The sequence below is a fragment of the Mariniphaga anaerophila genome (assembly GCF_900129025.1).
GTDB classification, from domain to species: Bacteria; Bacteroidota; Bacteroidia; order Bacteroidales; family Prolixibacteraceae; genus Mariniphaga; species Mariniphaga anaerophila.
In genome coordinates this window covers 396,788-422,345 of record NZ_FQUM01000002.1, presented here as the reverse complement: position 1 = coordinate 422,345, position 25,558 = coordinate 396,788, and the positions used below count along the sequence as shown (strand labels likewise).

24 protein-coding genes and 1 tRNA gene are annotated in these 25,558 nt (G+C 42.8%); 11 read left to right on the top strand and 14 right to left on the bottom strand.

What is annotated here, in order from left to right:
- The first annotated feature begins 14 nt into the window (after nt 1–14).
- Both BUB08_RS04910 and BUB08_RS04905 read left to right on the top strand, forming a co-directional pair.
- Nucleotides 15–545, top strand: coding sequence for a YkgJ family cysteine cluster protein (locus BUB08_RS04910; protein WP_072999451.1), 531 nt, complete (start codon nt 15–17; stop codon nt 543–545).
- A 9-nt stretch (nt 546–554) separates the two neighbouring features.
- The gene (locus BUB08_RS04905; RefSeq protein WP_072999449.1) at nt 555–1,325 is read left to right on the top strand and encodes an SDR family oxidoreductase; all 771 of its coding nucleotides are present in this window, start codon (nt 555–557) and stop codon (nt 1,323–1,325) included.
- 58 nt (nt 1,326–1,383) lie between these two features.
- Here BUB08_RS04905 and BUB08_RS04900 read toward each other — a convergent pair whose 3' ends face one another.
- From BUB08_RS04900 to BUB08_RS04890, 3 genes are all read right to left on the bottom strand, one after another.
- The gene (locus tag BUB08_RS04900) at nt 1,384–1,605 is read right to left on the bottom strand and encodes a DUF2795 domain-containing protein (RefSeq protein ID WP_053183863.1); all 222 of its coding nucleotides are present in this window, start codon (nt 1,603–1,605) and stop codon (nt 1,384–1,386) included.
- A gap of 88 nt (nt 1,606–1,693) precedes the next feature.
- A complete protein-coding gene (locus tag BUB08_RS04895) occupies nt 1,694–2,254 on the bottom strand; it encodes a cob(I)yrinic acid a,c-diamide adenosyltransferase (RefSeq protein ID WP_072999447.1) in 561 nt (186 codons plus the stop codon).
- A gap of 10 nt (nt 2,255–2,264) precedes the next feature.
- Nucleotides 2,265–2,966 (bottom strand): ABC transporter ATP-binding protein, encoded by a 702-nt coding sequence (locus BUB08_RS04890; RefSeq protein WP_072999446.1) that lies wholly within the window; start codon nt 2,964–2,966, stop codon nt 2,265–2,267.
- 484 nt (nt 2,967–3,450) lie between these two features.
- On the opposite strand from BUB08_RS04890, the gene BUB08_RS04885 reads away from it, so the two are divergent.
- On the top strand, nt 3,451–3,819 hold the full coding sequence (locus BUB08_RS04885; RefSeq protein ID WP_072999444.1) for a hypothetical protein: 369 nt from the start codon (nt 3,451–3,453) through the stop codon (nt 3,817–3,819).
- Nucleotides 3,820–3,982: 163 nt separating this feature from the next.
- Here BUB08_RS04885 and BUB08_RS04880 read toward each other — a convergent pair whose 3' ends face one another.
- The 8 genes from BUB08_RS04880 to BUB08_RS04840 form a co-directional block, all read right to left on the bottom strand.
- Nucleotides 3,983–5,113, bottom strand: coding sequence for a chorismate transformation FkbO/Hyg5 family protein (locus BUB08_RS04880; protein ID WP_072999443.1), 1,131 nt, complete (start codon nt 5,111–5,113; stop codon nt 3,983–3,985).
- Nucleotides 5,114–5,170: 57 nt separating this feature from the next.
- A complete protein-coding gene (gene deoC / locus BUB08_RS04875) occupies nt 5,171–5,848 on the bottom strand; it encodes a deoxyribose-phosphate aldolase (protein ID WP_072999442.1) in 678 nt (225 codons plus the stop codon).
- A gap of 11 nt (nt 5,849–5,859) precedes the next feature.
- Nucleotides 5,860–6,060: an exodeoxyribonuclease VII small subunit gene (gene xseB, locus BUB08_RS04870; RefSeq protein ID WP_072999874.1), complete on the bottom strand. Its 201-nt coding sequence runs from the start codon at nt 6,058–6,060 to the stop codon at nt 5,860–5,862.
- A gap of 1 nt (nt 6,061) precedes the next feature.
- On the bottom strand, nt 6,062–7,495 hold the full coding sequence (xseA, locus tag BUB08_RS04865; RefSeq protein WP_072999441.1) for an exodeoxyribonuclease VII large subunit: 1,434 nt from the start codon (nt 7,493–7,495) through the stop codon (nt 6,062–6,064).
- A gap of 4 nt (nt 7,496–7,499) precedes the next feature.
- The gene (locus BUB08_RS04860) at nt 7,500–9,149 is read right to left on the bottom strand and encodes a S8 family serine peptidase (protein WP_072999439.1); all 1,650 of its coding nucleotides are present in this window, start codon (nt 9,147–9,149) and stop codon (nt 7,500–7,502) included.
- A gap of 68 nt (nt 9,150–9,217) precedes the next feature.
- A complete protein-coding gene (locus BUB08_RS04855; RefSeq protein WP_072999438.1) occupies nt 9,218–10,015 on the bottom strand; it encodes a toxin-antitoxin system YwqK family antitoxin in 798 nt (265 codons plus the stop codon).
- 264 nt (nt 10,016–10,279) lie between these two features.
- A tRNA-Gly gene (locus tag BUB08_RS04850) sits at nt 10,280–10,351 on the bottom strand.
- A gap of 255 nt (nt 10,352–10,606) precedes the next feature.
- On the bottom strand, nt 10,607–11,920 hold the full coding sequence (locus BUB08_RS04840) for a Gfo/Idh/MocA family protein (RefSeq protein ID WP_072999434.1): 1,314 nt from the start codon (nt 11,918–11,920) through the stop codon (nt 10,607–10,609).
- A 223-nt stretch (nt 11,921–12,143) separates the two neighbouring features.
- Here BUB08_RS04840 and BUB08_RS04835 point away from each other — a divergent pair, with 223 nt between their 5' ends.
- The 7 genes from BUB08_RS04835 to BUB08_RS04805 all read left to right on the top strand — a co-directional run bounded on the left by BUB08_RS04835 (nt 12,144) and on the right by BUB08_RS04805 (nt 18,715).
- Nucleotides 12,144–12,731 (top strand): TetR/AcrR family transcriptional regulator, encoded by a 588-nt coding sequence (locus BUB08_RS04835; protein WP_072999432.1) that lies wholly within the window; start codon nt 12,144–12,146, stop codon nt 12,729–12,731.
- 10 nt (nt 12,732–12,741) lie between these two features.
- Entirely contained in the window at nt 12,742–13,485 is a 744-nt protein-coding gene (locus BUB08_RS04830) for an outer membrane lipoprotein-sorting protein (RefSeq protein WP_072999430.1), read from the top strand.
- A 60-nt stretch (nt 13,486–13,545) separates the two neighbouring features.
- A complete protein-coding gene (locus BUB08_RS04825; protein ID WP_072999428.1) occupies nt 13,546–14,766 on the top strand; it encodes an ABC transporter permease in 1,221 nt (406 codons plus the stop codon).
- 140 nt (nt 14,767–14,906) lie between these two features.
- Entirely contained in the window at nt 14,907–16,127 is a 1,221-nt protein-coding gene (locus BUB08_RS04820) for an ABC transporter permease (RefSeq protein ID WP_072999426.1), read from the top strand.
- 37 nt (nt 16,128–16,164) lie between these two features.
- Entirely contained in the window at nt 16,165–16,851 is a 687-nt protein-coding gene (locus BUB08_RS04815; protein WP_072999424.1) for an ABC transporter ATP-binding protein, read from the top strand.
- 4 nt (nt 16,852–16,855) lie between these two features.
- Nucleotides 16,856–17,539, top strand: a complete 684-nt coding sequence (locus tag BUB08_RS04810; protein WP_072999423.1) for a CAP domain-containing protein — start codon at nt 16,856–16,858, stop codon at nt 17,537–17,539.
- A 3-nt stretch (nt 17,540–17,542) separates the two neighbouring features.
- Entirely contained in the window at nt 17,543–18,715 is a 1,173-nt protein-coding gene (locus BUB08_RS04805; protein WP_072999421.1) for a hypothetical protein, read from the top strand.
- A 108-nt stretch (nt 18,716–18,823) separates the two neighbouring features.
- Here the strand turns inward: BUB08_RS04805 and BUB08_RS04800 are convergent, their stop codons facing one another.
- Nucleotides 18,824–19,264: a Dps family protein gene (locus tag BUB08_RS04800; RefSeq protein WP_175549950.1), complete on the bottom strand. Its 441-nt coding sequence runs from the start codon at nt 19,262–19,264 to the stop codon at nt 18,824–18,826.
- A gap of 95 nt (nt 19,265–19,359) precedes the next feature.
- Between BUB08_RS04800 and BUB08_RS04795 the strand changes: the two genes are divergently transcribed.
- Complete coding sequence (locus BUB08_RS04795) at nt 19,360–20,307, top strand: hydrogen peroxide-inducible genes activator (RefSeq protein WP_072999418.1); 948 nt, start codon at nt 19,360–19,362, stop codon at nt 20,305–20,307.
- Nucleotides 20,308–20,386: 79 nt separating this feature from the next.
- Here the strand turns inward: BUB08_RS04795 and BUB08_RS04790 are convergent, their stop codons facing one another.
- Nucleotides 20,387–22,234 carry a RagB/SusD family nutrient uptake outer membrane protein gene (locus BUB08_RS04790; RefSeq protein ID WP_175549949.1) on the bottom strand — a complete coding sequence of 616 codons (1,848 nt, stop codon included), beginning with the start codon at nt 22,232–22,234 and terminating at the stop codon, nt 20,387–20,389.
- A 28-nt stretch (nt 22,235–22,262) separates the two neighbouring features.
- Nucleotides 22,263–25,529: a SusC/RagA family TonB-linked outer membrane protein gene (locus tag BUB08_RS04785; RefSeq protein WP_175549948.1), complete on the bottom strand. Its 3,267-nt coding sequence runs from the start codon at nt 25,527–25,529 to the stop codon at nt 22,263–22,265.
- Nucleotides 25,530–25,558 lie beyond the last annotated feature (29 nt).

Below are 25,558 nucleotides of genomic sequence, written 5' to 3'. Positions count from 1 at the left end.
ATCCAACGTAAATTATGGAAAAACATTTTATCGCATACAGACAGCTACGAAAAGAGATAGACAATGCGTCTGACAAATTATTGAAAGAACATGCCGGGAATATGCAATGCAAAAAAGGGTGCGACTTATGCTGCATGGACTACAGCATTTTGCCCCTGGAATTCTATTCGATTCTGGATGAATTAAAGACCCGGAATTTAAATACAGAAGAACTACCGGAAGAGGAAAATATGGAGGAAGGAGATTGCGTTTTCCTGAAAAATCATGTTTGTGCAATTTACGAATCGAGACCAATGATTTGCCGCACACACGGGCTTCCGTTGCTTTACACCAACGACGATGATGAATGGGAGCTCTCGACCTGCGAACTGAACTTTACGCAGTTCGATTTTGAAAAATTCACGCCGGAAAACACTTATCCTCAGGACAAATTCAACAGCGAGTTATTTTTATTAAACCGTAAATTCGTTGCCGAATTCAAAGAAGAAATACATTTTGGCGAATTCGATTTACTACCTTTGAAAAAACTAAAAAGCAAACTTTAAATTGTCATAATGAATTCACTATCCTTATTTAACCTGAAAGGGAAAACAGCGTTGATAACAGGCTCCGGAAGCGGAATTGGACTGGCCATTGCCGAAGGACTGGCGGGCGCAGGAGCCCGAATTATTCTGAACGGCCGTAATGAATCGAAGTTAACCGATGCAGAAGACAAACTTCAGAAACAAGGTTTTACAGTTGACAAACTGGTTTTTGACGTGACCGATTCTAATGCAGTAAACAAAGCAATTAGCGAGTACGAAAACAACACCGGCTCAATCGACATTCTTGTAAACAATGCAGGAATTAACATCAGGGGACCTTTTGAAGATTTTGACGAAGGCGACTGGAAAACAGTGCTGGATATAAACGTAAACGGAGCAATGATTGTTTCGCAGGTTGTGGGTCGTTATATGATAAAACGAGCAGCCGGAAAAATCATCAACATCTGTTCGATGCAAAGTGAGCTGGGCAGACCCACCATTGTTCCTTACACCGTTTCCAAAGGAGGAATAAAAATGCTCACCAGGGCACTTGCCACAGAATGGGGCGGGAACAACATTCAGGTAAACGGAATTGCTCCCGGGTATTTCGAAACAGAACTTACCCTTCCGCTAAAAAACGATCCGGAATTCGACAAGTGGCTGTGCAACAGAACACCTGCCAAACGCTGGGGACAACCGGCAGAATTGATTGGCGCTGCAATATTTCTATCGTCTGATGCCAGCAATTATGTAAACGGGAATATTTTGAGCGTTGACGGAGGATTGCTTGCCAGCGTATAACAAAAAAAAAGCAGGCTGTAAAAAACCTGCTTCTTCTCTATTTTTTTCCTGTTAATACTTAATACTCATCTTCATTGAAAAAGAAATCATCCTTACTCGGATAATCAGGCCAAATATCTTCGATACTCTCGTAAATTTCGCCTTCGTCTTCAATTTCCTGCAGATTTTCAATTACTTCAAGAGGAGCACCAGACCGAATGGCATAGTCAATCAGTTCGTCTTTGCTTGCCGGCCAGGGCGCATCTTCCAATTTCGAAGCTAATTCCAGAGTCCAATACATTTTTATGGATTTAAGCGGTTATTTTCGTTTTTTCAATGCCGCGAATATAATAAAAAAATGATATGAAAAACACCTGATGTGTTTATTTTTAAGATTGTTTCCACGGACTCTCCTCAATCCCGCTGTTGACGGCCAGTTTACGAGCCAACACAAATAAAAAATCTGACAGGCGATTCACATATTTTACAATTTCGGGTTGTACTTCCTCTTTTTCTGCGAACTCAAGTATTCGTCTTTCTGCCCTCCGGCATACTGTTCTGGCCACATGACACTGCGCTGCAGCAAAATCGCCGCCAGGCAAAATAAAATGCTTCAAAGCCGGCAATCCCTCTTCCATTTCATCTATGGCGTTTTCCAAAAAAGAAATATTTTGCTCTGTTATTGAAAGGCGCTCTGTAAAAGCCCTTCCTCTTTCATCTGAAGCCAAAAGAGAACCAATATTGAAAAGCTTATTCTGTATTTCGACCAGAGTTGCAGCATGATTTTCCGGCAATTTAGCTGAACGAATTACCCCTATTAACGCATTCAACTCGTCAACCGTTCCATAAGCTTCCAGCCTTATATCGTACTTTTTTACCCTTGAACCGCCCACTAGCCCGGTAGAACCATCGTCACCGGTTTTGGTGTAAATTTTAAACTCTTTAGACATAACGTAACATTTAATAAACCGGGTTGGGATTTATTTCATCGGTTTCAACTTCCCCGTCTTTCAATTTGATAATGCGGTGCGCATGTTTTGCAATATCCAACTCGTGGGTAACCATAACCAACGTATTTCCCTTGCGATGTATGTCCGCAAAAAGCTTCATAATATCCTCAGAAATTACAGAGTCGAGGTTTCCCGTGGGCTCGTCGGCCAGTAAAATGGAAGGACGATTAACCAGCGCCCTGGCAATTGCAACACGCTGGCGCTGCCCGCCCGAGAGTTCGTTTGGCCGGTGATGCATCCTGTCAGTAAGCCCAACATCGTTAAGTGTATCGGTTGCACGCTGTTTTCGGTCGTGTTTTCGAACACCCGCGTAAACCATCGGAAGCATCACATTTTCCAGCGCAGTACTTCGGGGAAGCAGATTAAAAACCTGAAAAACAAAGCCGATTTCCGCATTCCGGATTTCGGCAAGCTGATTGTCTGACAGCCGGCTCACATCTCTTTCGTTCAAAATGTAAGTTCCTCCCGACGGAGTATCCAGGCAACCAATAATATTCATCAAAGTAGATTTTCCTGAACCGGAAGCTCCCATTATGGCTACATATTCACCTTCATAAATATCGAGAGATATTGTACGAAGGGCTCTGACAACCTGCGTGCCTACCTTATAATTCTTTGTAATATTATCTAAGTGGATAATTTTTTTCTTCATCTATTCAAGTTTTAATTATTGGTAATCAAACTGTGCATTGTGTTACATTCCGTGCTCGTAAAGGTAACATTTCAAAAAAATAAACCGCACCCTAACTCACTGCATTTTGTGCGGATTAAGGGTATAACAAAAATCATACATTTATATGAATAACGTTTTGCTATTTTCCAGAAATTTACGTTCCAGACAATTGTCCCTCAAAATGAGTACGAATAAATTTTCAATTGCAGACAAAAAGCCGGAAAAAACGGGTTCGGTTTCTGCATAACTCTTGCAACATTTTCGAACACAACAGTTAAAGGTTCAGTATTTCCGCAATGCACAAACAAACAAAAAAGACTATAATTCAACAACTTGCCGAATAATCAAGCATAAAAGACAAAAAAATATTAATATTCTTTTGGATTTAACATGCTTTGTTATTATTATTGAAACTGAGATTATTAAAACAGATTTTATTGTAAAATCCCAAAATTAGAAAAAGATGAAAAAAGTATTTTTTGTATTAGCATTAGTTATGGTTTACGGACTGTCGGTTTCTACTGCAAGTGTAGTTGTAAACAACAATGAAAAAGAGAATGTAACTGTGGTTGTTGACAAAAACGAAACAGTTCAGGACGAAGAAACTCCAAAGGCAAAAGCAACTAAAGGCTGCAGCGAAGCAAAAGCTGAAGGTTGTGCAAAAGCCAAGTCAGAAGGTTGTTCTGAGACCAAATCTGCTGCAAAAGCTGAAGGATGTTCAGGAACTAAATCAGCAGCAAAAGCTGAAGGTTGCGCAGACAAGAAAACCACGGCAAAAGCTGAAGGATGCTGCAGCGGTTCTAAAACAGCAACAGCAAGCAACGACAAGTAAAAACGACGAATTCCAATAAAAGAAGCTGTCTTTATTCATTTAAAGGCAGCTTTTTTTGTTCATTATATCCAGCGTTCCGGTAATAATTTTTGAAAGTTCTATTTTGTTGATTGATGTATTTCGTCTAAAAATCCACGTGTTCAATTTTTCCCAAACAAAAGCTCTACTTCAATATTACTTTCCCTTCTATTTCCATCAACAAATTTTCGCGGCAAATATCTGCAACAATATAAACCACCGGCAAGTTTCCATAATAACTTTTAAATGTTTTTTTGATGGCTGCAAAATCTTTCCGGTTTTTAACGTAAACACGTGCATGCCCGTACACCGGGCGAAGCGAATTTCCGGGAACGGCAGACAAAACATCGCGGGAGTACAAACGCTGCATGTTCTGAATTGTAACTTTGGTTTGTTCAACCGGGTCGTCAATTCCAACGGTCAGCTCTCCCCGAATGGAGGCAGTTCCGGAAATAAACACCTGCTTTTTCCCAAATAACTCCAGGTAGCGGGCACGCTCAAACTTTGGCGTTGATTTGCACGAATTTTCCATGCCGACCAAAACTTCTCCACTGTATTCGTGCGCAGAAACCTGTTCCGGATTATCGAGAGGTAAACTCAATACATTGGGGGCACTCACAGCTACAAACTCAATTATTACCCCACCCCTGTTCATTCCAATTCCGGTAGCTGCCGGATATCCGTTTTCATTAAAATGTCCTGCGTAAAAATCGGTTCGCACATTATTAAATTCCTGATAACGCTGGCTGGAGCCATCAAAACCAGTAATATTTTCGATGTAATTCCACTGCCTCACAACAGCGTCAAGCGGTATCCCTGACTTTTGGAGCAGTTCCCCAAAAGCTAAAAATGCCGCATCAGAACTGCCGTGGCAATCCGAAGCGTAATCAGCCTGGGCATTTCCGACCAAAACCTTTACATCGTCTCTTTTGAAAAGCATTGCAGAACCATTTTCAGTAAGGACTGAATCTGCTTCCCATAAAGAAAAATCAAAATAAAAAGCCTCTGCCAAAATGCGGCAGGTTAAGGGAGGTTGCGCAATTAAAGCACAAATAACAGAATGCTCAAAGTGCTCAGCCACCAACTGCTTCAACCCGCGTTGCAGTTTATTGTAATCATCTGCAGAAGTGGTGTCCGCAAAAAAATTCAACTTGAATATTCTCTTCCCTGAATTGATTTTTTTCAGTTGCCTAAAAATGTCTTGCACCTGCTCGTCCAGCAAAGCGCAAGTGCCTTTTGGCTTTATATAATCTCGATCCCCGTTTAAAAAATACATGTTTTCTCCTTTTCAGCAAGGATTACAAATATGCCGGTTTTATTTGAAGTATTAAAATTAATAGTTTCCATCGGCCTTCGCCCCGTTCAAAACTGCTTCGGTTGAACCAATTCCGAGCCGGTCGGCGCCTTGTTCCAAAAAAGCGACTGCATCGTCCCATGTACGTATTCCGCCCGATGCTTTCACTTTCATTTTATCGCCAACAGTTTTTACCATTACATCAATAACCTCGGGAGTTGCTTTACCCGGGCCAAAACCGGTAGAAGTTTTTACAAAATCGGCTCCGGCATCCAACGCAACCAGGCACGCTTTTTTCACCTGTTCAAGCGTTAAAAAACCGCTTTCCTGAATTACCTTAACCGGCACATTATGCTGGTGAGCAACATCTACAACTGCCCTGATGTCGTCTGTAACATACCGATAATCTTCGCTCAGAAATTTCCCGATATTCATAACCATATCGATTTCGTCCACACCGTCGTCGATGGCCTGCTTAGCCTGAAAAGCTTTTACCGGAGTAGCATCTGCTCCGTGAGGGAAACTCAATACACAGGATACTTTAACACCGCTATCTGCCAAAAGAGACTTCGTTGCTTTCACGTCGCAAGGTTTTACGCACATGCTAAAAACCTTATTTTCAATGCATATTTTTGCATGTTTTCGTAAATCCGCATCGGTAAATTCGGGTTTCAAAACCGCGTGGTCTATTGTTTTTGCCAATTCTTGTTTTGTCATAATTATCCTTGTTAATCTTCCATTTCTTTTAATATTTGTTCTACCTGCTCGTTTGTTTTTAGCAGTTTATCTTTACAAATTTTCAGCAGTGTGGATACCCGCTTTACTTTTTCTGCCAGTTCATCCACATCAAGCTCCTCATTTTCAATTTTCTCTAAAATTTCTTCAATTTCAGAAATCGCCTCGCTATAGGTTACTTTTTTTGTTGCCATTTTATTCCTTGTTTGTAATTTTACTTTTAACACTACCGTTGGCAAAACGGATTTCAATTTCATCATTCAAATGAAGCGAATTTGCCGACTTAACAATCTTTCCGCCTTTAAGTGTCAGAGTGTATCCGCGTTTCAACACATTCTCAGGATTCAGCAGACGAACCGTATTTTCACTTCGGGAAATCCATTCTTTCTCTTTTGCCAGGAAGCTGACAAAACGATGTTTCACCTGCTCCTTCAACCGGCCAAAATTTGCCTCTTCTTTTAATAATGATTCAATTACCACCCTCCTCAAAATACGTTTTTGCCGGTCGATGCTGCTTTTTTGCTCCACTTTCCAAACGGAAAGGGCAGAATTAAGGTTGTGTTTCAGGTTATTCAATTCATATTTTTTATTGAACGCAAACCTGTTAACCTGTTGTTGCAAACTGTTTCCGGTTTTAAGAAGCTGCTTACTCTTTTCGTCGATAAACTCGTCGACATTACGATGCAGGTTGGCTGCAAATTTCCCAAGTTGCTCCTGCTTTGTTTCAACAGCTTCGCGGGCAAGCTGAACCACCTCTGTTTCAAGTTCTGTCAGATGCTCATAAAACTGTCCGGCGCCGCTAATAAAAAATTCGGCAACTGCAGTAGGTGTTTTCAGCCGGGTGTGAGCCACCAAATCGATAACAGTATCATCTTTTTCGTGCCCGATTCCGGTAACTACCGCCAATGGAAACTGAGTAACGTAATAGGCCAAATCAAAATTATCGAAACTACTCAGGTCGGCAGTTGCACCTCCTCCTCTGATGATAGCCACGGCATCAAAAAAATCTTCGTACTCAAAAATCCTGTCCAGCGCAGAAATCACAGACGGAACTGTTTCGTTTCCCTGCATAAAAGCTTCGAAAATCTGAGTGTAAAACTTAATGCCGTACGAATTGGATTCAAGCTGTTTCATAAAATCCTGATATCCGGCTGCAGTTTTCGACGAAATAACCGCAATTTTCTGAGGCACCAACGGAAGTTCCAACTGTTTGTTCATATCAAAAACTCCCTCGCTTTGCAACTTCTCTATAATTTCTTTTCGCTGCAGCGCCATGTCGCCAACGGTATAAGCCGGGTCAATATCTTTAATATTCAGGCTCAGACCGTAAGCCGGATGATACTCCACCGAAACCTGAACCAACACTTTAATTCCGTGCGTAAAAAGCTGCCCGGTGGTGGTTTCGAAATAAGGTTTTAAAATTCGATAAGTGTACGACCAAATGGTTGCCCTGGCGCGGGCAATGGTTTCGCGTCCATCTTTCTCCACCAACTCCAGATAACAATGTCCGGTGCGGTTCTCTTTCAACTCGCTTATTTCGGCAACAACCCAAACAGTTTTTGGAATGGCGCTGCTCAGGGCATCTTTTATTTGCCTGTTTAACTCGAAAAGGGTCAGTTTCTGCTCCATCGTTTCACGGACTAATTGCAATTTTCAGTGTTTCCGTTTCGTCATCGGAAATAATCTGTAAAATTAACAATCCTCGCGGGAGTGAATATAAATCTTTCAACATTATCCGGGCGGCATCATTTTTTTCTTCTTTTTTCAATAGTTTTCCGTCGAGTGAATAAAATGCTATTTGCACCTTTTTATTCAAAGTTATTTTCTGCTTTTGCAAAACAATATAATCAGATGCCGGATTCGGATACACCAACCAGGTTTCAGACGTATCTCGGTCTTCGAATATGGCCGTTTTTAAAATCTTGTCTGCAATTTTCAAATCCGGAATTCCATATCCCGAAAGTGTGTCGGGAGTTAAATATAAATTTGCGCTTCGTTCAATGGCGTTTTTTACCTGCGAAGCGGTGGCCAAAAGATTTGCCTGCCACAAGCAGGCTGCGGCACCTGCAATTACCGGAGAAGAATAGGACGTGCCGTTTCCTGTTCCGATGGTGCCGCTGCTACGTTGAACAATGGTGTTCCATCCCATTGCAGATACGTTAGGTTTTACATCGCCATCGGAAGCCGGGCCACGCGAAGTAAACGGTGCCGGAATCCCGTCTTTGTTGACTGCCCCCACCGCAATTACACTGTCGCCATCCGATGGAGAAATAATGTATTTCCAGGGATTATTCTCCCGTCCTTCATTTCCGGCACTGGCAAATACCAGCATTCCTTTTGCCACAGCAATATTGGCCGCTTTTGCCACACGTGTTGTTTTCCCGTCCATATCGTCGTAGGTATGATCCATTGCCGGATCATCGAAAGTAAAGTAGCCCAACGAAGAGTTAATAATATCTACCCCCACACTGTCTGCAAACTCTGCAGCCGCCACCCAGTTATCCTCTTCAATTAAAAATTCAGAGCCCGGGTCTTCCGACCTGACAAGCCAATAAGTTGCCTTGGGAGCCGTTCCCTGTATTTTTCCGGCAATATTTCCGCCCATTATTGAAAGCACGCTCATTCCATGGTAATGCCCGTCAAAAAAGTTCTCTTTCGGAGCTACAAAATCTTTAATTCCGGCAATCTGTCGGTTAATCCATAAACTGTCGAAAGCAGGGTACTGATCGGCCTTGTAGAATCCTGCATCAAAAACGGCGATGTACATCTCCTCTCCCCTGAAACCGTTGTTATGCAAAAATTGTCCGTTGAGCTGAGCCACCTGATGAACAGACTCGCCATACACAGCGGTATCAATATCCAAATCACTACCGGAACATTCAGGTTCAGCAAACTTATTAAACGCACTTTTCATTTGGGTAGACCGTTTCGTGAGCTGAACTTCTTTAACAAATGGCAGCAACAAAGCTTCTTCCACAAAACTGTCAGCTGACGCTTTAACGGTAATCCCGTTCAACCATTTCGACGAGTGCTTCAGAGTAGCGCCCAACGCTAAAGTCTGCTGCACATAGTTTGGATTTACCGGCAAATCAAGTGAATCGATAGCAATGTTTTGATTTCTCCGCCGCTGAAGAGCCTTCGAAGAAAGAAACTCTTCGGGAAATAAAAGAGAGTATGGCGAATTATCCTTGTCGTGAAAAGCGACCCAGTAATAATTTTGGGCATCAATTTCCATGGCGCCAAACAAAATAGCTATTAAGATCAGAAAAAAGGGCACTTTCATAACGACTGGTTAATTTGCGTTTTTCTATCGTCCAAAATACAACGCAAATTAGTGAAATATCCTGACTATCATCTGTTTTTTTGCATTTCCATCATGTATTGTGTGGGATCCTGCATGAATTTTTCCGGGTCAGGAATGTTATGTCGCGTGTTTTCGAGGTTCTGAATTTGCTTGTTATCGATACTGTCACGCACTTCCGGGTTTAGCAGCCGCCCTTCTTCGTAAATAAGCGAATACAAATACGCACCCTGCTCGTTGTTAAATTTCCACTCACCGTTACGCAAATTGTTTTTATAATGCGCTTCCATCTCTACTCTCCCGTTCTGAAAGTATGAAAGGCACAAGCCATTTCGCTTGCCATTTTGAAATTTGCATTGCATATACGGACGACCGTTTTTAAAAAATACGCTGTAATTTCCCTGCTGCACTCCATTTTGCCATTCCGACTCTTCCAGTAATTCGCCCGAGGGATAATAGGTTTTGGAGCCGCCATGTTTAACACCATGAGCAAATTCTTCCTCGGCAACTTTCACCCCGTCTGCATAGTAAATCCACCGGCCTTCTCTTTTTTCGTTCAGGTAAACACCTTCTGCAACTTTTTTCCCCCATACATCGAAAAGCTGAGTATTTGCAGAGTCCGAATTTTCGACATAATTCATTTTTGCTTTCACCTGTCCGCCTTCATGAAAACGGGTCCACTCTCCCACCGGCTTTCCGTTTAGGAACTGCCCTTCGTACATTTTTTGTCCGTTGGAATAAAATTTCTCCCATTTCCCCTGACGCAATCCATTGGAGTCTGCATGGTTTACCTGGGCCAGCACAACAACAGGAACAAACAACGCCAAAAACAAAACCACTCTTCGCATACGTTACATTATTTACTATTGAAGTCAAAGATACATATTATTCCAAATTCAAATGGGCTGCCCGTTTGAAGGAAATGCTGGCTAACAATTAGCCCGAAGGAATAATTTGCATTCATCAACAACACAATCAAAATCAACAACTTGCTCTATATTCACACGAACACACTTGCGTTTTCAAGGGAGGCACGCCTTATTTCAACATGACACGTTGTTCCCGAAAAACAAAAAAGGAGTAAGACGCTAATCTGACTCCTTTTCCAATTGAGCGGGAAACGGGGATCGAACCCGCGACCCTCAGCTTGGGAAGCTGATGCTCTACCACTGAGCTACTCCCGCTTTTTTCAGGCATGCAAATTTATAAATTTTTGTGTTCTGTAAATCTTTTTACGATTTTTTTCTGCTAAAAATCTACGATTCCAATTATGCACAAAAGTCCGGTTCAAGCATCAATCAACAAATTCTAACCATAAACCTGCACCAGATTCTCTGTGTACTAATCGTTTTCGGTTTTGTCTTTCTGATGCCGGCCAAAATGAATGCGGGCAGAAAAAATCTTCCTGCCCGCATTTAATATATCGTAATCAAATTCAGCTAAACAACCGGGAGCTTCCATTTTTCGTTGTAATTCAACCGTGTAAGATTATCAGCTGCTGCTTCCTTAAATTTCTTGTTTTCATTATCCCAATGAATAACTTCGCCAACACGATAAGCGATATTCCCCATTTCAGAAACAATTGCTGTTTTTGCTCCAATTTCCACCGATGCATTTGGTGTACCGCCTTCACGAATACATTTCAAAAAGTTTTGTACATGCTCATCCAGCCCATCTCCGTAATTTGCTTGTTTTGAACCTTCGAAAAACGGTCCTTTTTTCGCATCACTTCTATCCGGAATTAACTCGTATCCACTCCGATCGACAACCAAAGTTCCTTTTTGACCGACAAATGCAACCCCGTGCCCTTTTCTGTAAGGCCCCATTCCGGGATTCAAGCCACATTCCCAAATCATGGTATGCTTCGGATATCCGTAAATGGCCTGCTGAATATCAGGTGTTTCAATAGCTCCGGGTTCATGGTAAAAAATTCCGCCGCCGGGAGCAATCTTCTGAGGCATATCTGCATCCATGGCATACATTGCAAAATCCAAAAGATGCACGCCCCAGTCTGTCATTGCGCCGCCAGCATAATCCCACCACCAGCGAAAATTATAATGAAAACGGTTGGGGTTAAACGGACGTTTTGGCGCCGGCCCTAACCACATATCGTAATCTACATAAGATGGAGCTTCTGAATCGGGCAGAGACGGGTAAGGCTCGTCGTAGCCTTTGTAAATCCATGCTTTTACAAGATGAACATCTCCCAATACTCCTGATTTAACAACATCTGAAGCTTCGAACCAATGTTTTGAACTGCGTTGCCACATACCCACCTGAACAGCCAACTTCGGATATTTCGAGCCCGCTTTTACCATGGCATTACACTCTTCAATGCTGTGCCCCATAGGCTTTTCAACATACACGTGTTTCCCGGCCTGCAGCGCCATTATCATCATGTCAGCATGCCAGTGGTCGGGAGTACCCACAATCACCGCATCAACATCGGGGCTATCGAGCATCTCTCTGAAGTCAGCATACAAAACCGGCTTTTTATTGGTCATCTTCTCCACATCGGCGGCTCTGGATTCCAAAATTTTCGAATCCACATCACAAAGAGCCACACAATCCACATTGTTTCCTTCCTTCAAAAAACTCTTCAAATCACTAAATCCCATACTTCTGCATCCGATTAATCCAACTCGCACCGTCTCTGCCGGAGAGGCACAAGCATTCATAATTGTAGGGAAAGTACTAATAGCAGCAGTAGCCAGTGCTGAATTTCTTATAAATCTTCTTCTGTCAGAATTCATAATATCGTTAAATTGATTTAAGTAATAGAAAAACGTAAATATAGAAGTTCTGAAAATCAATCGGAAATGCTTTACGCTAATTTTTGTAAACTCACCGTTCTAAAAGTTTGACTGACCAGTCATTCATAGTTAACATTTTTTTAACACACAAATTGAAGCTTTTTTATAAAAGCGTCTTAACTTTGACCAACCGTTCAGTCAATAAAATTAAATAATTGAAATAATGCCTCGGAGTCCGGAACAATTTGACAAAATAAGGAAACAGAAAAAACAATTAATTTTGGATACGGCGTTGGAACTATTTGCAGAAAAAGGGTTCCACGCCACTTCCATGAGCCAGGTTGCCAAACAGGCAAAAGTATCCAAAGGACTTGCGTACAACTACTTTGCAAGCAAACAGGAAATTCTTAGTGAAATAGTAAAAGAAGGGTTCGACTCGATTTATTCCAATTTCGACCTGAATCACGACGGTATTTTAACCCGTGATGAATTTGAACAGTTTATCCGCAAAAGCTTTCATGTAATAAGCGAAAACCGAAGGTTCTGGAAACTCTATTCTGCCATTGTAATGCAGTCCAACCTTACCGACTCATTAATGGATGAATACGGAGACAAATTTCCTAAAATAATGCAAATGCTTAATCGGTTCACCACTTCAATGGGCAGTAAAGATCCCGAGGGAGATTTACTTGTAATAAGTTCGCTGGTAAAGGGGGCATTGCTTATTGTTATTTCTGCACCGGACTTTTTCTCGCTCAAACAACTTGAAGACAAGACAATAGAAGCCTGTTTCAGGTTAATTTCAACTTAAAAAATATCTCATGAAAACAATCTTCGCATTTTCCATCCTTAGTTTTTTAACCTTCAATGCGCTGAGCCAGGATATTGCAGAAATAATCAGAAAAGCCGACGAAAAGCTCAGAGGCGAATCGAGCCGCGGCCAAACGACCATGATTATTGAGCGCCCGAACTGGAGTCGTGAAATTTCAATGAAGAGCTGGACGCTGGGCAATGATTACTCACTAATCTACATTACTGCTCCGGCCAAAGAAAAAGGACAGGTTTTTCTGAAACGGGAAAACGAAATGTGGAACTGGGTGCCCACCATTGAACGAATGATAAAAATTCCGCCATCAATGATGATGCAATCGTGGATGGGGTCTGATTTTACCAACGACGACCTGGTTCGGGAATCTTCGCTGGAGAAAGACTACAACCACAAATTGTTGGGAGAAGAAACCATAGAAGGGTACAACTGCTACAAAGTTGAGCTCATTCCAAAACCCGATGCACCGGTGGTTTGGGGGAAAATATTGATGTGGGTTTCAAAAAAAGAATACCACTGGCTAAGAGCTGAATACTACGATGAAGACGAAAAGTTGGTCAATATTGAGATTCTGTCGGACATCAAAAAAATGGACGACCGGGAAATGCCAACCCGGCTTGAAATGATTCCGGCAGACAAAGACGGACACAAGACCACTCTGATTTTCGACGAAATTAAGTTCAATGTCGCTCAGGACGAATCTTTCTTTTCGCAGCAAAACATGAGAAGGGTGAGGTAATTGCGCCCGGTTAAATTGTCGATTTTGTAAGTACAAATAAATAACAAACGGCTGACAAGGATGAAAACAGACATCAAACTGGCATGGAGAAACCTCTGGAGAAATAAAAGACGAACACTCATTGCTATCTCATCCATTATTTTCAGTGTGCTGCTGGCTTCCTGGATGCGTTCGATGCAGGAAGGGTCTTACGACAGCATGATCGGAAACGTAGTAAAATTCTACTCGGGCTATTTACAGGTGCAGGACACCGCGTACTGGGAAGAGCGGACGCTTGAAAACAGCATGGAAGTTCCGCCCGAACTCAAGCAGCAAATAAAAGGGATAAAAGATGTTACCCTTGTTTCGGATCGGCTGGAATCGTTTGCTCTTGCTGCCAATCACCAACACAGTAAACCCGCTATGGTACTTGGCATTGAGCCCGAAGCAGAAGACCAGATTACTGCAATTTCAAAAAAAATAAAAGAGGGCGAATTTCTTAAAACCGGAGACAACAGCGTGGTTTTGGGAAGAGAGCTGGCTAACTTCCTCGGGCTTTCGGTTGGCGACACCCTGGTGATGATTGGGCAGGGGTACCACGGAGTTAGTGCAAACGGACTGTTTCCTGTTAAAGGAATAATAAAGCACCCCAACCAGGATTTCGACAAGCGGCTGGTTCTTATGGACATTAATGCGGCTCGGGATTTCTATTCGGCATACGGATTATCCACGGCACTTGTGGTAATGACAGGTGACCACTACCAGGTAAATCACCTGAAAACAGACATTGGAAACTTACTTTCTCCAAAAAATACAGTTCTCACCTGGGCCGAGATGCAACCAGAAATTGAGCAACTGATACAAAGCGACAGAGGAAGCGGAATTATTATGCTGGGCATACTTTACCTTGTAATTGCCTTTGGTATGTTTAGCGTAATTATGATGATGGTGAAAGAACGCAGGCGCGAATTCGGAGTTATTCATGCCGTGGGAATGAGGAAACGGAAAATGGCTGTCGTAGTTTTATTCGAAACACTTTTTATCGGAATAATCGGGTGCAGTGTGGGGCTGATTGTGAGCTATCTGTTTTGCCTCTGGTTCTATTTCCATCCCATCCCGCTAACCGGAGAAATGGCTACTGCCACCATACAATACGGGATGGAACCTTTCATGTTTTTCTCCATCCAGCCTTCGCTGTTTTATAACCAGATGATTCTGGTATTCTTCATCAGCCTCTTTATTGCCATTTTCCCGGTTATTAGCATTTTCCGATTGAAAATAACCTCCGCTTTAAGAGCCTGAAACAGCATTCGTTTTTGCAAAAAATCTGATAAAGACGAGGTATTGAAAACAAAGAATAAAAACAAAAAAGCATGGATAAAGCAGAAGTTAATAGGCAGTACTACTTCAGGTTTTCCGGCTTCCAACTAAAACTTTAAAATATGATTTGGTCAATTGCATGGAGAAACGTTTGGCGCAATAAACTTCGCAGCATTATTATGATAGCGGCCATTGCGCTCGGTTTGTTTGCCGGGGTGTTTACCATGGCTTTTATGCAGGGTGCGGTTGATGCCCGAATTCAGTCGGCCACAAAAACAGAACTGGCACATTTGCAGGTTCATGCACCAGATTTTCTGGCAAATAACGACATCGCATTAAAAATTGAAAAGGCCAACGAAATGGTTCGCAATATTGAGGCGCTCGATTCGGTTGTTGCAGCAAGCGAACGGTTGATTGCGGAGCCTTTTATTATGGCAGCACACGGAACAGGCGGCGGCAAACTAATTGGGGTTGTTCCCCAACAGGAAAAAAAGGTAACAGACATTTGGGAAAAGATAATCGACGGGGAATATCTGGAACACGAAAGCCGGATGCCTCCCGTAGTTATCGGGGAAAAACTGGCTAAACGATTGCGGCTGAAAGTAGGAACACGAATTAATGTGCAAATGATTGATCGCAGCGGCGACCTTTCCATGAAAGGATATCGCGTGAGCGGAATTTACCGCACAACCAATACTGCCTACGACGAATCAACGCTGTTTGTAAAATTCGACGATTTAAAAGCGCAACTGGGAATGGAAGACAACACAGCTCACGAAATTGCTGTTTTGCTCGACAACGGAAACGAAGCAACCGCTGTTAAACCTTCGGTCGAAAAGCTGGCCGCCGGATACAAAGTCCAAACCTGGAAAGAGCTCAGTCCTGAAATGTCGCTACTCACCGATTCAATGGACCAGTACATGTATGTTTTTATCCTGATTATTCTTCTGGCGCTCTGTTTCGGAATTATCAACACCATGCTGATGTCGGTTCTGGAGCGGGTAAAAGAAATCGGGATGCTAATGGCAGTGGGAATGAACAAGCGCAGGATATTTTTTATGATTATTCTCGAATCGGTAATGCTTACTGTTACCGGAGGCGCGTTGGGAATTCTGCTCGGATCGGCGGTTACAAAATTCTTTGAAACCCGCCCCATAAACCTCACCATGTTTTCAGAAGGGCTGGAGAGTTACGGATTTGCATCACAAATCTACACTTCGCTGCGTGGCGACACCCTCGTAACCATCGCCATTCTGGTGGTAATAACCGGATTACTCTCGGCACTGTGGCCTGCCCGGAAAGCGTTAAAACTAAACCCGGCAGAAGCAACGCGGGCAGAATAAAAAAAAATAAAACTGAAAAAACAAAAAATTAAAACAGATGAAAATAATAGAAATCAAAAATCTAAAGAAAACATACGAGGACAATTCCATCCCGGTACATGCTGTTAACGGGGTTAGTTTATCCATCGAAGAAGGCGAATTTACAGCTATTGTCGGGCCTTCGGGATCGGGAAAAACCACGCTGCTGAATATTATCGGCGGGTTGGATGACGCCTCCGAAGGAACGGTTACCATTAACGGGGTAGAAATCAACCGGCTTTCATCCCGAAAACTCACCGATTTCAGAATGAATAACATCGGTTTTGTTTTTCAGGCCTACAACCTGATTCCTGTTTTTACGGCAAAAGAAAATGTAGAATTTGTGATGCACTTGCAGGGCGCAAAAAAAGAGCATCGCGAAGCCCGGGCAACGGAGTTACTAAAAGCCGTTGGATTGGGAGAAATGATGGACCGCCGGCCATCGAAACTTTCGGGAGGACAGCAGCAGCGCGTAGCTGTTGCCAGAGCGCTGGCATCGAAACCCAAATTTGTGCTGGCCGATGAACCAACTGCCAACCTCGACTCCAAATCAACAGAAAATCTGTTGGATATTATGGAGCAACTTAATAAAGAAGAAAAAATTACGTTTATATTTTCGACGCACGACCAGCGCGTGGTTAACAAGGCAAGGCGTGTGGTTACGCTGGAAGACGGAAAAATAAAAAGCGACATCACAAAAAGCTAATTACATGATAACAAAGGTAACGATTACATTCATCCTGCTTTTTCAAGCCATTTCTGCAAATTTACCGGTGGAAAAAACAGCTCCCAAATGGGAAATATCTGCGCTTGACACAGCAGCCGAAGCAAGTTACCTTTCGTCGTTAGAGAAAGAAATTATTCTGGAAATTAATAAGCTGCGAACAAACCCGAAAGGTTACGCCGAAGCTTATATTTCGCCCCTGGCAAAACGCTACAATCGCCGTCTGCTCTATTATCCCGGCGATAAACCATTGCTCACAAAAGAAGGTGTTAATGCGCTGTACGAATGTGTTCGCGATTTAAAAAGGCAACAACCACTTTCAATTGTCCACCCCAGCCCGGGGCTTACGCTGGCTGCCCGCGACCATGTAAAAGACCAGTCGAAATCCGGTCGCACCGGCCATGTGGGCGGCGATAAAAGCAGCATGCGCGATCGTATTGAACGCTACGGAAAATGGGAAGTACGCATTGCAGAGAATATTGCTTACGGAGGAGTTACCGCACAACAAATTGTGGTTTACCTGCTCATTGACGACGGAGTGCGAAACCGCGGCCACCGTATTAATTTTCTGAACCCCGATTTCAGAATGGTCGGGGTAGCAACCGGAGACCATCCCGAATACGGCATTATGAGCGTAATGGACTTTGCCGGAGGATTCAAAAACAATTAAAAAATGAACCGATTAAAATACGTTTTACCGCTTTTCCTTCTGCTCTGGTTTGAAGGGAGTGCCCAACTGGAAAAAGTCACGATAAATGGCTATGTAAAAGACATGTACATGTATTACAATACAGGAAAGCCGATTGAAGGACTCGACGTCAGCCACCTCTCTTCCAACCTCATCCACAACCGGCTTAATTTCAGATGGTACGCAACAGATGAACTTACACTTGGCATTGAAGCCAGAAACCGAATATTCTGCGGACAACTGGTGCGAAAATTCCCTCTTTATAAAAATTTTGTTGATGCAGACCCCGGATATTTCAATTTATCGGAAGTGGTTATGTCGGGCAGTGGGTGGTTCCTGCATTCGATGATTGACCGGGCGTGGCTGGATTTCACCAAAGGGAAATGGCAGATTGTTGCAGGTCGGCAACGTGTAAACTGGGGAATCAACCTGGTGTGGAATCCCAACGATATTTTCAACACGTTCGATTATTTCGATTTCGATTACGAGGAGCGGCCCGGCTCCGATGCGCTAAAAGTAATGTATTACACAGGCGTTACTTCTTCGGCAGAAATGGTTTTAAAAGTAGACCGGAACAATCCTAAAGATGAAACACAGTCCACGTTTGCCGGGAGATACCGTTTTTCAAAATTCAAATACGACTTTCAGTTTATTGGTGGATGGATGCCCAAAGACTACGTTATTGGCGGTGGATGGATGGGAGATATCAAAGGCGGTGGTTTCAGGGGAGAACTCTCGTGGTTTATTCCAAAAAACAGCGACAGTCAGGAAGCTTTGGTAGCGGCTGTTTCGGGCGATTATACGTTTAAAAACAGTTTATACGCCCACGCTGCTGTGTTGTACAATAGCCTGGGTGTAACCGGAAATGCCGGTGGGCGCAGTTTTTTCGACCTTGACATTTCGGCAAAAATGCTTTCGCTCGGTCGTTGTAATGTATTCGGACAACTCTCCTACCCTTTTACGCCGCTGTTTTCGGGCGGTTTCGCCGGCATGTTAAATCCGTTTGACGGTTCGTCGTTTATGAGTCCTTCGCTTACCTACTCGCTGGGGAATAACCTGGAATTAATGCTCACCAGCCAGCTATTTCTGGGGAAAGAAGGAACGGAATACGGAGAATTGGGAAAGGCGCTGTATGGAAGATTGAAGTGGGCATTTTAATTCGCGTGTTCTTTTTCGACCTCTTTTTAAGTTGAACTTTCAAAAAAAAGCAAAAAAAAGCTGCCCCAAAAATTGAGACAGCCTTGCAAATTGTCATGCTATTACATATTATCCGAGGCACGAGCCCAACATCCAGATACGTTTTTCAGTTGAGCCAATTAAATCGCTCATGAGTGCCGAAGTGCCTTCATCTCCTTCTGCGAGCTCAAGAATTTCTTTAAAGCTTTTCAGCAAGTACCGACTGTTTTCCAGAACAAGTTCGATTCCTTCTTTACCATCCGATACATAACCGGCTTCTTTCAACCCGGCAGTTTTTAAATAATCGGCAAAAGTGTGAAGCGGTTTTCCGCCAATCATTAAAATACGCTCGGCAATTTCATCTACGGTTGCTGCTGCTTCGTTATACAACTCTTCGTACTTTTCGTGAAGCATAAAAAACTGACTGCCTTTTACATTCCAGTGCATGTTTCTCAGGTTCTGGTAAAAAATCTGGTAATCAGACAACAACACGTTTAATCTCTCTGCTAATTGTGAATTATTTGTTTTCATCTTATTAAATTTTAAATGGTTTTTTGTTTTTATCTGCTACAAATGTATCATAAAAATTATTTACTATTTTTATGGACGCATAAAACAAACTAATAATGAATTTCACTCAACTGGAATATTTGAAAGCGTTGGTTCACCATGGCAGTTTTTCGCTGGCTGCAGAAAAGCTAAAAATCACACAGCCTGCGCTGAGCCTGCAAATTGCCAAGCTGGAAGAAAAATTGGATTTTAAATTGCTCGACAGAAGGAAAAGGCCGATTCAACTCACTCCCGAAGGAGAAACCTTTTATGAAAAGACGATTGAAATTTTGAAATTGATGAATGAACTGAAACAGGTTTCTTTTGAAATGGGCGAAGAAGTTAAAGGATACCTGAAGGTGGGAATAATCCCGACGTTGGCGCCTTACCTCGTTTCATTGTTCACCGATAATCTGAACGCAGATTATCCCAATCTTCAGTTGGAAGTGTCCGAACAAAAAACAGAAGAAATAATCCGGCAAATAAAAATGGGAACCCTCGATTGCGGCATCCTTTCAACCCCGGTTTTTGCCGTTGGCGTAAAGTTCGAACGCCTGTTTTTTGAGAAGTTTTATGCCTACGTTTCGGAGAAACACCCCCAATTTAAAAAGAGAGAACTGAACATGACGGACATCCCGGAAGAAGACATTTGGTACCTGGAAGAAGGCAACTGTTTTCAGAATCAGGTGAATTCTATTTGCCAGGTAAATTTGCAAAAAGCAAAATCGCAGAGCCTGATTTACAGAAGCAATTCCATCGAATCGTTAAGAAGAATAGTGGAAAACAAGCATGGCATAACATTTATTCCGGAACTGGCCACCATTAATATTCCGTCGGAACAGGAAGAACTGGTAAAAAAGCTGGCCGGCCCCACTCCGGTTCGCGAAATCAGTCTGGTTACTACCCGTAACAACCCGAAGGAACGGCAGATTTCTGTGGTTAAAAACGCCATTATACAAAGTGTACCCAAACGAATGCGCCAAAAACCCGAAGGTGCAATTATTGATACCAACATCAGGATATAAAAAAAGCTGTCCAAAAATTAAATGGACAGCCTCTTTCAAAAAATCAAACTCTTACCTTCTTAATTCCCGGTAGCAAATATCAATCGAAATAGTTAATGTACCAATTGTTTTCGTCCAACAAAAGGGTATAAATCTCTTCCCTTTTCCCTTCCTGAAATTTACTGGAAACCTTTTCAGCCAGAAACGAAGGATCATTTCTGCGCCTGGCAACACGCATCAAATCGTAAAATCGTTCTCCTTCGAAGGCCAGTTCCCTTGCGCGTTCATCCAAAATTTGTTCTTCCAGATACAACTGTTTCCCCACCAAATCGCCTGTTAAATCAATATAATCTGTTACTTTGTTGCTAAAAGGGTCGTGAATATAATTGATGTTTCCAACTTTAATTCCGTCCACATTTCCACCAAAACCGACGCGCCCACGCACACCAAGCTGGTCGCGGTTTGTCTGAATATTATAATGAGCGCCGTTGTTTACAATATCCAGCGCCCGGGTAGTAAAGGTACTCACCGTATTGCCACGGTCAAACGCCCACCAAACATATACTTCGGCCAGCCACAGATGAATTCCGGCAGCGCGGTAAACAATAAAATCAGCATCCTGGTCAAAAATATTTTTGTAAAACGAATACTTCCAGACTACGGTATCTGCATCTGCAGTTAGTAATTCAGCCGTTCTAAAATCATCTTCAGCCTTCAGGTAAAGCATGCTTTGTATAAGTGCCGGAGATACAGCCTGCCCATTTACGGTGTATGCATAAGAAACCCCGTAACCGCGCGAAAAGTCGCCCGGAGTGCCTCGCACATCTATTCGTGTGCGCGATGGGATGGCTGTATTTTCTATTAATGTATAATTGTCCCAAATGGTTTCCCATTTCAAAACGGCAGCCCGGGTTGGCTTTAACATGTATTTATTGGGTTCCCGGGAGTCAAACATCATTTGAAAACTATTTTGCTGAAAGTTAGCTTTGTTAAACCACAACGTAAAAATATGTTCCCGGTTATCAATATTTACAAAAATGTTTTGCCAGTTTCCTCCTGAAAAAGAGTTATCTAACTGATAACGAAAATTATCTGTTACCAGGTTAGTAATTTTCTGAAAATAGCCGGCAGCGTTAACCAAATCGCCCTGTGTAAGGTACATTTGCCCCAGCAAAGCATTCATGGCATGCGTATTCCAGATAGACACTTCCCAGGTGTTGTCGTTGTTATCGATGGCATGATTTACCCCAACTGCCTTTACTTTGGCAACCAATTCGTTGGTAAAATAATCGATAATAAGTTCTTTGTCGTAATACTGTTTTTCAAGGGTAATTGGATTATTAAAAATGGTGTCGTTGTAATAACCGTCACGAGAAAACCTGATGTCCACACTATCGACATAAGGTGTGGTGGATGCCAAAAAGCTCTCCACCTCTTCTATGGTGGTAAGCGATTCGTAAATAAAAGGCACTTTGCCGTAAATGCGAACAGCATTGAAATACGCCCACGCCCTCATGCAGAGCGCTTCGCCATAAAGCCGATCGTAGTTGGTTACCGGGCTTGCCGAATTCGTTACCTCCGGATATTCCCGTTCGAGCACCTTGATAAAATTGTTGCAGGCAGAAATCAATTTGAAAAAATTGGTTGGAGAAGCATACTTGTTTTCTTTTGAAACATTGAAATTATAAATCTCGATCATATCCGCATCAGCATTTTCGGTTATGGTAAGCAGGTCGCCTCGCAGTTCTCCCAGAATAACCAGCTGTTCAACAAGCTTTTGCTGAAGTCCGTAAAGTCCCATTTCAATGGAACGGTATTCATACCAGTCATCAAAAAGCTTATCTTCAGTAATATTTATTTCCTGCTCGGGGTTTAAAAAATCTTTACACGATGAAACACCCAACAGAACGACAAATATCAAAAGAATGCCCCTGGTATATTTTCCCATTTTTTTCATACTTCAACTAAATAAAAGTTTATAAACCCAATTTAACACCAACGATAAATTGCCGTGGCTGTGGCGTTAATCCATAGTCGATTCCCTGCTCCATTTGCGCAAACGAGTAAGCAAATTCCGGATCGTACCCAAGGTATTTCGAAACGGTGAGCACATTACTGGCCGACAGATAAAACTGCGCATTTCTGAATGCCAAAAATTCGTTTGGAATGGTGTACGTCAAAGAAATATTTTTCAACCTGAAATAGGAACCATCTTCAATCCAGCGCGAAGAGAATGAACTGTTTCCAATTGGATCCTGCCACAATGCCCGTGGCACGCCGGTTTCCTGTCCGTCGTATTGCCACCTGTTCAAAACATTGGTGCTTTGGTTCTCCAGTCCGCTCATACTTTCATTTTTGTACCTGATGTAATTATACACCTCGTTTCCCTTCACAAACTGCAGGAACGTATTTAATCCCCACCGTTTATAGGTAAAAGTGTTGCTTATTCCGCCAAACTGCTCCGGCAAAGAAGCTCCCAAAACGGTTTTATCGTAATCGTTAATAATACCATCAGGGGTTCCGTTTGGCCCCGACAAATCGGCAAACTTTGCATCACCGCCCTGGTAGGCAATTAACCGCTCGTTTACCAGCCCGGCATCCAGGGCTTCCTGGTTAGATGCGTAAACACCTTCGAAAACAAATCCGTAAAAGCTGTTTGCCTGCTCGCCGGGCATATTTACAATTTCCAACCCTTCCATTTCCGTAACAAGTTTACCGCCTTTCATTTCGAGCACTTGATTTTTTACGGTTGAAACCGATGCCTGAACATCCCATTTAAACGACGGGCGGTCAACAATCCGGAAAAACAAGCTGAGGTCAATGCCGTTATTTTGCATCTTTCCTCCGTTTTCCGGCCTAAAATCGTAACCAAAATAGGCTTTAAGCGGATTATAAATCAACATATTTTCAGTTGTAGACTGATACACATCGATGCTGGCAGCCACTCTGTTTCCCCACAATGCGAGGTCGAACCCGCCATTTAACTGCTCAACAGTTTCATAAGTCAGCTCGTCGTTGGGAATCAGTGCCGGGAACAAGCCCACGGTTTCGCGGAATTTAACGGCATTGTAATAATTGGTGGCATTTGCCTCACCAATATCATCGTTTCCTGTTCTTCCGTAGGAAACCCTGAATTTCATCTCTTCGAGCCAGGCAAGGTGATTCATAAAAGGCTCTCCGGAAAGTCGCCAGGCAAGCCCTCCTGCGTAAAAAAGCCCGAAAGGCACGCCTCCAATTTTTATTGTATTTGCAGCATTGTCGCCAACTCTGGAAGAACCATCGAGCGACAAAGTAACAGAAGCCAAATACCTGTCTTTATAGCTGTAAGTTGCATTCTCGTAAAACGACAGCCAGGTCCAGTTTCGATTGGCTCCTCCAATTTCGCGCAAACTGTTGGTTCCGTCCTGTAACATGCGGTACTGGTCGTTTTCGTGCGCATTTTTTGTCAAACCCCAATCGTATTCATAATCGTTTGTCATTAAGTTAACCCCGGTATTTGAGGTGATGTGATGATCGTTTCCAATCTGTTTTTCAAACTTCAGGTAGGTGTTGTTGTAAAATGACGATAAGCTGTTATTCGAGCCTTTGGACACATTAATTGCTTCGCGATTATAATAAAGCTCCATTCCCTGATTTGGCATAAAAATCAATTCTTTCAACACATTGTAGGTCAATCCGAAATTGGTATTAATTACCAGGTTCTCTTTCAAATCTGCTTCGAACCCCAATGTTGAAATAAAATGAAAATTACTATTTTTGGCTTCGTAATTATCGATTACTGCCTGCGGGTTACTTACTCCCAACTCATCCACCGGCGCCAGCGTATTCAGCTCCCGTCCTTCTTCGTCGTATCGAAAAGGATTCAGCATCGGCGATTTTCCAAGGCTCGTAAGAATGGGATTAGTTGCCGACAGTTTTCCAGACTCTTTCAGTTGCGACAGGTTATAACTCATGGAAACGCCGGCATTCATTTTTAACCATTGAAAAATATTCAAGCGGCTGACAAAGCGGAGATTGTAACCGTCATACCCGGTGTTTCGAATTATTCCGTCCGCATTCATGTACCCAAACGAAAGGCCGTACCGCGCAATTTCGTCACCGCCCTTAACATTCACATTCAGATTTGAAAAAAAGGCGTTGTTAAAAATAATGTCCTGCCATTTTGTGTTGTGCTGATAATCTTTCCACCGCTCACTTCTAGGCGTTAAAAACAGGTTAGGGTACTCTTCCCGAATCCACTCTTCCTGCTTGCCCGACGAGAAAAGCACTTCGCTTGCCAGTGTTTTGTGCTGGCCTGCACTCAACTGCGGAATCTGGTTTGATGGAGCCAGCGAATAACCACTTCGTAAATCGAGATCTATTACTGTTTGAGTAGCGCTGGGGTCGAGTGTTTCAATTATCACCAACCCGTTAGAAGCTTTCGAGCCGTAGGCTGCAAGCAAAAGTGGATCTTTAATTACGGTTACTTTCGAAATATCGAGGTTATTAAGTGACAGCAGCGAGTTGTACGAAAAACCGTCGAGGATTGAGTTAAACACTCCCATTGACGAAACCGGAATACCGTCCACCACATAAAACGGCTCGTTGGAAGCATTCAACGAATTTACCCCGCGCAAAAAGGTGGCTGCCCCGCCGGCCGGATCGCCGGTCCGGTTAATTACATACAACCCGGAAACACGCCCCTGCATAAACTGCTCGACAGTTAATGCCGGTGTTTGTTTTATCTGGTCAGTATTCAAAACCGAAAATGTAGAAATCATATTTCTTTTGAGGCGTGTTTGATTAAGCACGGCAATGGGATCATCTCCGGCCGATATATCGGAGCTGGTCAGGTAAATGGTAATCTCAGTCCGGTCGTTCAGGAAAACCCTTTTTTCTTTGTATCCGCTCGATGGCGAAATGTTTAACCACTCGTTACCGAGCAACACGTTAATGGTAAATTCTCCGGCAGCATTTGTTACAGCAGGCAATTCAAACGAACCTTCCACTCCCACGGCCACGTTTGATACAGGCTGACTGTTTTCGTTCAAAACCTTGCCCCGAACCTGAAGTGTATCCTGAGCCCGGGCAGAATTAAATCCCCATAAAAACAGCACTGCGCCCCAAAATAGCACGTGCAAAATTTTTGTGAAAAATGCCTGGTTATTCATGCTGTATTTTTGCTTATTGCAGATAGCCAACCCCGGGGAGAATACATTCCGCGAAAAGAGGACGGCTCTACTGTCTGGTTTTTTCCGGTTCATTACAAACAATTTATTGTTGCAATAAAAAG

Bases quoted from the DNA above. Each gene is read 5' to 3' on its own strand.
- BUB08_RS04840 (WP_072999434.1), bottom strand. From the start codon at position 11,920: ATGAATTCTGACAGAAGAAGATTTATAAGAAATTCAGCACTGGCTACT.
- BUB08_RS04885 (WP_072999444.1), top strand. From the start codon at position 3,451: ATGAAAAAAGTATTTTTTGTATTAGCATTAGTTATGGTTTACGGACTG.
- BUB08_RS04900 (WP_053183863.1), bottom strand. From the start codon at position 1,605: ATGTATTGGACTCTGGAATTAGCTTCGAAATTGGAAGATGCGCCCTGG.
- BUB08_RS04895 (WP_072999447.1), bottom strand. From the start codon at position 2,254: ATGTCTAAAGAGTTTAAAATTTACACCAAAACCGGTGACGATGGTTCT.
- BUB08_RS04905 (WP_072999449.1), top strand. From the start codon at position 555: ATGAATTCACTATCCTTATTTAACCTGAAAGGGAAAACAGCGTTGATA.
- BUB08_RS04810 (WP_072999423.1), top strand. From the start codon at position 16,856: ATGATAACAAAGGTAACGATTACATTCATCCTGCTTTTTCAAGCCATT.
- BUB08_RS04785 (WP_175549948.1), bottom strand. From the start codon at position 25,529: ATGAACCGGAAAAAACCAGACAGTAGAGCCGTCCTCTTTTCGCGGAAT.
- BUB08_RS04805 (WP_072999421.1), top strand. From the start codon at position 17,543: ATGAACCGATTAAAATACGTTTTACCGCTTTTCCTTCTGCTCTGGTTT.
- BUB08_RS04860 (WP_072999439.1), bottom strand. From the start codon at position 9,149: ATGAAAGTGCCCTTTTTTCTGATCTTAATAGCTATTTTGTTTGGCGCC.
- BUB08_RS04835 (WP_072999432.1), top strand. From the start codon at position 12,144: ATGCCTCGGAGTCCGGAACAATTTGACAAAATAAGGAAACAGAAAAAA.
- BUB08_RS04880 (WP_072999443.1), bottom strand. From the start codon at position 5,113: ATGTATTTTTTAAACGGGGATCGAGATTATATAAAGCCAAAAGGCACT.
- BUB08_RS04830 (WP_072999430.1), top strand. From the start codon at position 12,742: ATGAAAACAATCTTCGCATTTTCCATCCTTAGTTTTTTAACCTTCAAT.
- BUB08_RS04790 (WP_175549949.1), bottom strand. From the start codon at position 22,234: ATGGGAAAATATACCAGGGGCATTCTTTTGATATTTGTCGTTCTGTTG.
- BUB08_RS04815 (WP_072999424.1), top strand. From the start codon at position 16,165: ATGAAAATAATAGAAATCAAAAATCTAAAGAAAACATACGAGGACAAT.
- BUB08_RS04855 (WP_072999438.1), bottom strand. From the start codon at position 10,015: ATGCGAAGAGTGGTTTTGTTTTTGGCGTTGTTTGTTCCTGTTGTTGTG.
- xseB (WP_072999874.1), bottom strand. From the start codon at position 6,060: ATGGCAACAAAAAAAGTAACCTATAGCGAGGCGATTTCTGAAATTGAA.
- BUB08_RS04825 (WP_072999428.1), top strand. From the start codon at position 13,546: ATGAAAACAGACATCAAACTGGCATGGAGAAACCTCTGGAGAAATAAA.
- BUB08_RS04890 (WP_072999446.1), bottom strand. From the start codon at position 2,966: ATGAAGAAAAAAATTATCCACTTAGATAATATTACAAAGAATTATAAG.
- xseA (WP_072999441.1), bottom strand. From the start codon at position 7,495: ATGGAGCAGAAACTGACCCTTTTCGAGTTAAACAGGCAAATAAAAGAT.
- BUB08_RS04800 (WP_175549950.1), bottom strand. From the start codon at position 19,264: ATGAAAACAAATAATTCACAATTAGCAGAGAGATTAAACGTGTTGTTG.
- BUB08_RS04795 (WP_072999418.1), top strand. From the start codon at position 19,360: ATGAATTTCACTCAACTGGAATATTTGAAAGCGTTGGTTCACCATGGC.
- deoC (WP_072999442.1), bottom strand. From the start codon at position 5,848: ATGACAAAACAAGAATTGGCAAAAACAATAGACCACGCGGTTTTGAAA.
- BUB08_RS04820 (WP_072999426.1), top strand. From the start codon at position 14,907: ATGATTTGGTCAATTGCATGGAGAAACGTTTGGCGCAATAAACTTCGC.
- BUB08_RS04910 (WP_072999451.1), top strand. From the start codon at position 15: ATGGAAAAACATTTTATCGCATACAGACAGCTACGAAAAGAGATAGAC.